This window comes from Microbacterium sp. NPDC078814, from assembly GCF_040702645.1.
Classification (GTDB): Bacteria; Actinomycetota; Actinomycetes; order Actinomycetales; family Microbacteriaceae; genus Microbacterium.
The window spans coordinates 1-5,190 of the sequence record NZ_JBFBLT010000023.1 but is presented as its reverse complement, the minus strand read 5'-3'; the positions used below and the strand labels follow the sequence as shown (position 1 = coordinate 5,190).

Below are 5,190 nucleotides of genomic sequence, written 5' to 3'. Positions count from 1 at the left end.
GGCGGTGATACTCCCCGAGATCACCGCCGCCTAAACTAACGACAGCTGATCATCGCAACGAAGCGAAAGACCACCACTCAAACGGACGCGGCCCTGGACGAGTTCGCGAAGGTCGCGGGTATGTCGTCCACCGAGTTCCAGGCGGCGTTCAAGCAGGCTCCGGCCGAGGCTATCGCGACGTTCGTTGAGGGGTTGGGCCGGATCAACGCCGAGGGTGGCGACGTCTTCCAGACGCTCTCCAACCTTGGCCAGACCGACATCCGCGTCTCTCAGGCTCTGCTTGGTATGGCGAACTCCGGTGACCTTCTCCGCAACTCACTCCAATTGGGGTCGGCGGCGTGGGAGGAGAACTCCGCTCTCGCCGACGAGGCGGCAAAGAGGTATGAGACCACTGAGGCGAAGATCACCGTCGCGGGTAACGCTGTGCGGGACGTGGCTATCGAGTTCGGCGAGGTCTTCCTTCCCGCCATCTCGGACGCTGCGGATGCTGTGGCGGGCTTCTCGGGGTTCTTGTCCGATCTTCCTGATCCTGTGCAGGGCGTCATTGCTGCTCTGACTGGGACGGTGGGCGTCATGGCGTTGGTGGGTGGCGGTGCTCTTGCCCTTGCGCCCAAGATCGTTGAGGTTCGGATTGCTCTTGAGGCTCTGAACATCACTGGGGCGTCGTCGAAGGCTGCTTTGCAGTCGATGTGGCAGTTCTTGACGGGTCCCTATGGCATCGCGATGGTCGCAGCTACGGCGGCGGTCGTGGGGTTGTCGGTCGCTCAGGAGAAGCTTCGTACTTCCACGGAGGTGTTCCAGAACGTTCTCAAGAACGCGAAGTCGTCGGCGGAGTTGTTTGAGGCGGGGGACTCGGCGGTGCCGTTTCTGTCTCGGCTCGATGAGGCCGTGTCTTCGGCTGAGAAGTTCCGCGAGAACCTGGACATCATCGCCCACAACGACTTCCTCCGGGGTCTGCGTGGGGAGACGAGTCAGCTCTCCGCAGTGCTCACCACGATGGGTGAGGAGATGGCGAAGCTCGCGGAAACCGACGCGCCCGCTGCGGCTCGCTCATTCCGGATGCTCTCGGAAGAGATGGGTCTGTCGAAGTCGGAGCAGGTCGATCTCCTCAACGCGATGAAGCCGTACCGCGATGAGCTCGTGAAGCTCGCTGACGCTCAGGGTAGGGACGTCACCACCAAAGACGGCCAGATCGACATGACCGAACTCCTCGCTTTCGCGACGGAGGAGGGTGCGAAGGTAACGCAGACCGCCGCGGAAGCCTACATGGCCGAGTCGGACGCGGTTGGCGCGCTGAACGACGAGTTCTCTGCGCTCATCGCGACCATCGATGAGGCCAACGGCAAGAACCGTGACGCGGTAACGGCGAACATCGACTACCAGAACACCCTCCGCGACGTGGACGAGCAGATCCGCAACATCAACGATGGGGTGGAAGGGTTCGGTCGTGGGCTGGACATCACTACGGCGGCGGGCGCTGCCAACAAAGAGATGCTCGTGAGGTTGTCGCAGGATGCGTCGGACGCGGCTGCCGCGCAACTCGAGCTTGATGGTGACGCGGCGGCATTCACGGAGACTCTGGAAGCGCAGCGGCAGAAGCTGTATGAAGCGGCGATCCAGATGGGCGCCAGCGAGGAGGAAGCCGCAAATCTGCGGGACACGCTTCTCAGGATGCCGGACGACAGGACGATCCGGGTGCTCCTTCAGACCGCCGACGCGAACGCGCGGCTGGATTCGCTGCTGGGCCGTCTCAACGAGGCCGTCAGGACACATTTCAACATTCCTGTGTCGACGGTCGGGGTGGGCACGGTCCTCAAACCTCCGGGTCAGGCGACGGGTGGTCCCGTGGTCGGTCGTGGGCCGAAGGGTGTCGATTCGGAGCTGCGCATGCTTGCCCCCGGTGAGCATGTCATCACCGCCGCTGAGGTGGACGCTGCTGGTGGGCACGCAGGGATTGAGGCGTACCGTGCTTCGCTGCGCACCGGCTCGTGGCAGGCCCCTGGCGACCGGATTGGTTATCAGCAGGTTCCGATGCCAACTGAGCAGCGTCCGATTCAGATCACCGAGAACATCTACGCACTGCCAGGGATGAATGAGTCGCATCTGGCTCGCAAGTCGGCGGCGGCGATTAATGAAGCGCTGAGGGGCTGACGTATGCGGATTCGACTTGGCGGGTTGACGTTCCTGGGGGACGCGGGTGATGCACGTTTCACGGTGGAGCGGGATGCTCTTCAGGGGTGGATCGGTAAGGGGGGCGTGGGGGTCCGTAGGGACGATTCCCCGCGCCCCCTCGGTCACGGGTCGCAGAAGCAGCGCGGTTACCGTACGGGGCGTCTGGTGACGTGGAGCGGCGAGATTCTGACGAATACTCCTGTGGAGCAGGATCATGCGCTTGCGCAGCTCGCGAGTGTTCTTGCTGATGGTGAGTTCGGGCGTTTGACGGTGGATTCGGCTTTTGGCACGCACTGGTGTGACGTGCAGCTGGATGATGAGCCGCGTGTGAAGCGTCTGACGTATGGTCGGGCGGCGTCGTACTCGATCGGTGTGTGGTGTCCTGACCCGGAGGTGTTCGGCGAGCCCCATTCGTTCCGACCGGGGCCGGTGTTCCACTACGGCAACTTTCGGGCTGTGGCTGATGTGGTGGTGACTGGCCCACAGACAGCGCCGTACACGCTTTCTGTCGCGGGTCGTGAGTTCACGGTGACGCAGGCGTTGAGTGCGGGGCAGACGCACACGATCGAGACGGCTACTGCTCGGGTTCGGCGCAATGGTGTCCTCCAGTCGGGGGTGTTCTCGAAGGCGCAGTCGTTGATTGTGGCTCCGGGTGCTCCCGTGACGTTCACCGGCCCACAGGGCTCACAGTTGCAGGTCAGGGACACGTTCGTTTAGGGGGCTCGATGGAATCTCCGCGCGAGTGTTGGGTTCATGACACGTTCACGGGGGATCGGCTGTTCAAGCTGAACCCTGAGGGGTCGAGCTCGTGGACGGCGAAGGTGTCCGGTGTGGACGAGTCGTCGTTGGAGTTCGTTGCTGAGGCTCAGGGTTTCGATTCTCGGGCGGAGGCTCGGGCGGCGTTTAACGACTACTTCGACGCTGATACCCGGTTCCTGGTTGTGTCATGGGGTGACCACATCGAGTCGGCGACCTTCAACCGTGTCCCCGAGTACGACATGTCCGCGGGGACGTTCAAGGTCACCGGTCGCGGTATCCGGGCGTTCGCGAACGACCGGTCGACGTTCGGTGTCAACAACTACATCAACGGTGACCTGACGATCACGAACCGGACGCACTCCGGCGCGGCGGCACGGGTGATGGCACGCCTGACCCAGTGGGCTCCTGAGTGGAACCTTCCTGTTGACCTGTCCGCTGACGCGTCGGGGGCGTACTCGAGGGCTGTGAAGCGTGACGAGATGGTCACTGGTGAGTCACTGTTTCAGGCGATTGAGGAGCAGGGGTACGAGATCGGGTTTCGACCGTACTTCACGTCGACGTACTCGGTGCGGTGGCAGATGCTTGTGCAGCCGCAGATCGCTATCGGTGCTGCTATCGATGTGCCGTTGAGTGTGGAGAAGCCGGTAGCGACGGACGTGAGCGTCACTGACGATTCGTCGAAACGGCTGACTGGTGTCTTCTATGTTGGCCGCGGGCACGGTGAGGACACGATCACTGCGTGGGCGGGGTCACCGAACGGACGTCCGATCCGTGACGCGTTCCGTTACGCGAAGGACATTCGCGATCAGGCGGCTTTGCAGGCGATGTCGAACGCGGCTTTTGCGGCTGAACGGTTCCCGGTGCGTCAGTGGTCTTTGGCCGTTGATGCGGGTGACGACTTTTCCCCGATGCTCGCCGCGCCCGGTCGTCTTCTGGACATGTCTGTTGCGGATGACTGGTGGGTTGCGGATGGCACGTACCGGCAGCGTGTGGTGTCGGTTCGGGGTTCGTATGGTTCTTTGACTTTGAGGCCGGAGGTGCAGGCGTATGGCTGATGACTTGTCGGATGTGTATGCGGAGTTGCGTAGGTTGCAGGAGCGGGTGAGGGTGTTGGAGACGGCTAACCCTCTTGAGGCGTCGTCGATCACGAATGGTCGGGTTCGTTTCATCGGTGGGCTGCTGCGGATCGATTCTGGTGGTCGTGTTGAGATCGTCGGTACGTTGCAGATCGACGGCACGACAACCGTGACGGGTACTTTCACGGTAACGGGAAACTTCAAGGTCACCGGGCCGTGGAGGCTCGAAGGCCCCGGCGACATCACGGGAAACGTTGATGTGACAGGGACGATCCGCGTGCTTGCGGGCGGCAAGATCCAGGTCGGGAACATGGTCATCGATCCGAACGACGGTGGCCGAGTGACGTTCCCGAATGGTGCCGTGGTGCAGGCAGATGAAAACGGCGGCATTCAGATGCGCCAAGGGGCCAACAAGGTCTTCGTCGGCCCGGGCATGGTCTCGATGCAGCATGGCGCACGCACCTTCTCCATCACAGCCAGCGCCCATCTCATTTCGGGCTTGGACACCATCCCCAGCAACTTCGCAAGCGGAGCGCCTGCTGGCTGCATCTGGTCGGACGGCAACGAGATCTTCCGCGTGGTGCCCTAGTCAGAGGGCGAGCAGATCGACACGCGGGCTGCGGTGATGATGGCTCCGCTGTCCATGTAGTAGCCGCGCGTCCTGGTCTCGCCCTCGATCAGCGAGATATCCTCACTGGGCTCGCCGGATTCGATACGGTCGCAAGCCTTGTATCCAGCCTCCAGTAGCTGGGCATCGGTAGCGTCCGGGATCTGAGTCGTGAACTTCCCGATTCGATCACGGACGTCAGCCAAGAATGCAGCCTCGAGTTGTTCCGCGCTCGACGGTTCAGGTGTCTCCGCAACGAGCGGCGCCGCGGATTCGCTCATGCGCTCCTGCGAGGACGTGGGGCCATCGGTAGGCGCCGTGGCCACGCCTGATTCTCCGTTGTCGCCGCATCCGGCGAGGGCAAAAACCAGTAGTAGTGCCGCTGCGGCGGCTGTTACCTTGGGCACGTCGACTCCTTCGTAGTCGGCTCTGCCCCTCACCGGACGCACATCCGGTGGGGGGCTTTATCTGTGCCCTCACAATAGCGGGTCGCGGTTGCGCCTGCCAGAGCTTTAGGTGGAGGCACCGATGACTGATTCCCGTGTTCTTGTGCGCGGTCGGCTTACGGATGCGGCT

The 5,190-nt window shown here is 62.6% G+C and carries 5 protein-coding genes; 4 read left to right on the top strand and 1 reads right to left on the bottom strand.

Features of this window, described 5'->3' with window-relative positions:
* Positions 1-45: 45 nt before the first annotated feature.
* The 4 genes from AB0300_RS18560 to AB0300_RS18545 all read left to right on the top strand — a co-directional run bounded on the left by AB0300_RS18560 (position 46) and on the right by AB0300_RS18545 (position 4,596).
* Positions 46-2,151, top strand: coding sequence for a phage tail tape measure protein (locus AB0300_RS18560; RefSeq protein ID WP_366216651.1), 2,106 nt, complete (start codon positions 46-48; stop codon positions 2,149-2,151).
* A 186-nt stretch (positions 2,152-2,337) separates the two neighbouring features.
* Entirely contained in the window at positions 2,338-2,889 is a 552-nt protein-coding gene (locus AB0300_RS18555) for a hypothetical protein (protein WP_366216650.1), read from the top strand.
* Positions 2,890-2,897: 8 nt separating this feature from the next.
* Positions 2,898-3,986 (top strand): hypothetical protein, encoded by a 1,089-nt coding sequence (locus AB0300_RS18550; protein ID WP_366216649.1) that lies wholly within the window; start codon positions 2,898-2,900, stop codon positions 3,984-3,986.
* The gene (locus tag AB0300_RS18545) at positions 3,979-4,596 is read left to right on the top strand and encodes a hypothetical protein (protein ID WP_366216648.1); all 618 of its coding nucleotides are present in this window, start codon (positions 3,979-3,981) and stop codon (positions 4,594-4,596) included. The genes AB0300_RS18550 and AB0300_RS18545 overlap by 8 nt, the downstream gene beginning before the upstream one ends.
* Here AB0300_RS18545 and AB0300_RS18540 read toward each other — a convergent pair.
* The gene (locus AB0300_RS18540; protein ID WP_366216647.1) at positions 4,593-5,021 is read right to left on the bottom strand and encodes a DUF732 domain-containing protein; all 429 of its coding nucleotides are present in this window, start codon (positions 5,019-5,021) and stop codon (positions 4,593-4,595) included. The two genes, AB0300_RS18545 and AB0300_RS18540, sit on opposite strands and share 4 nt — an antisense overlap.
* Positions 5,022-5,190: the final 169 nt, after the last annotated feature.

Coding starts and splice junctions, on each gene's coding strand:
- AB0300_RS18545 (WP_366216648.1), top strand. CDS start 3,979: ATGGCTGATGACTTGTCGGATGTGTATGCGGAGTTGCGTAGGTTGCAG.
- AB0300_RS18550 (WP_366216649.1), top strand. CDS start 2,898: ATGGAATCTCCGCGCGAGTGTTGGGTTCATGACACGTTCACGGGGGAT.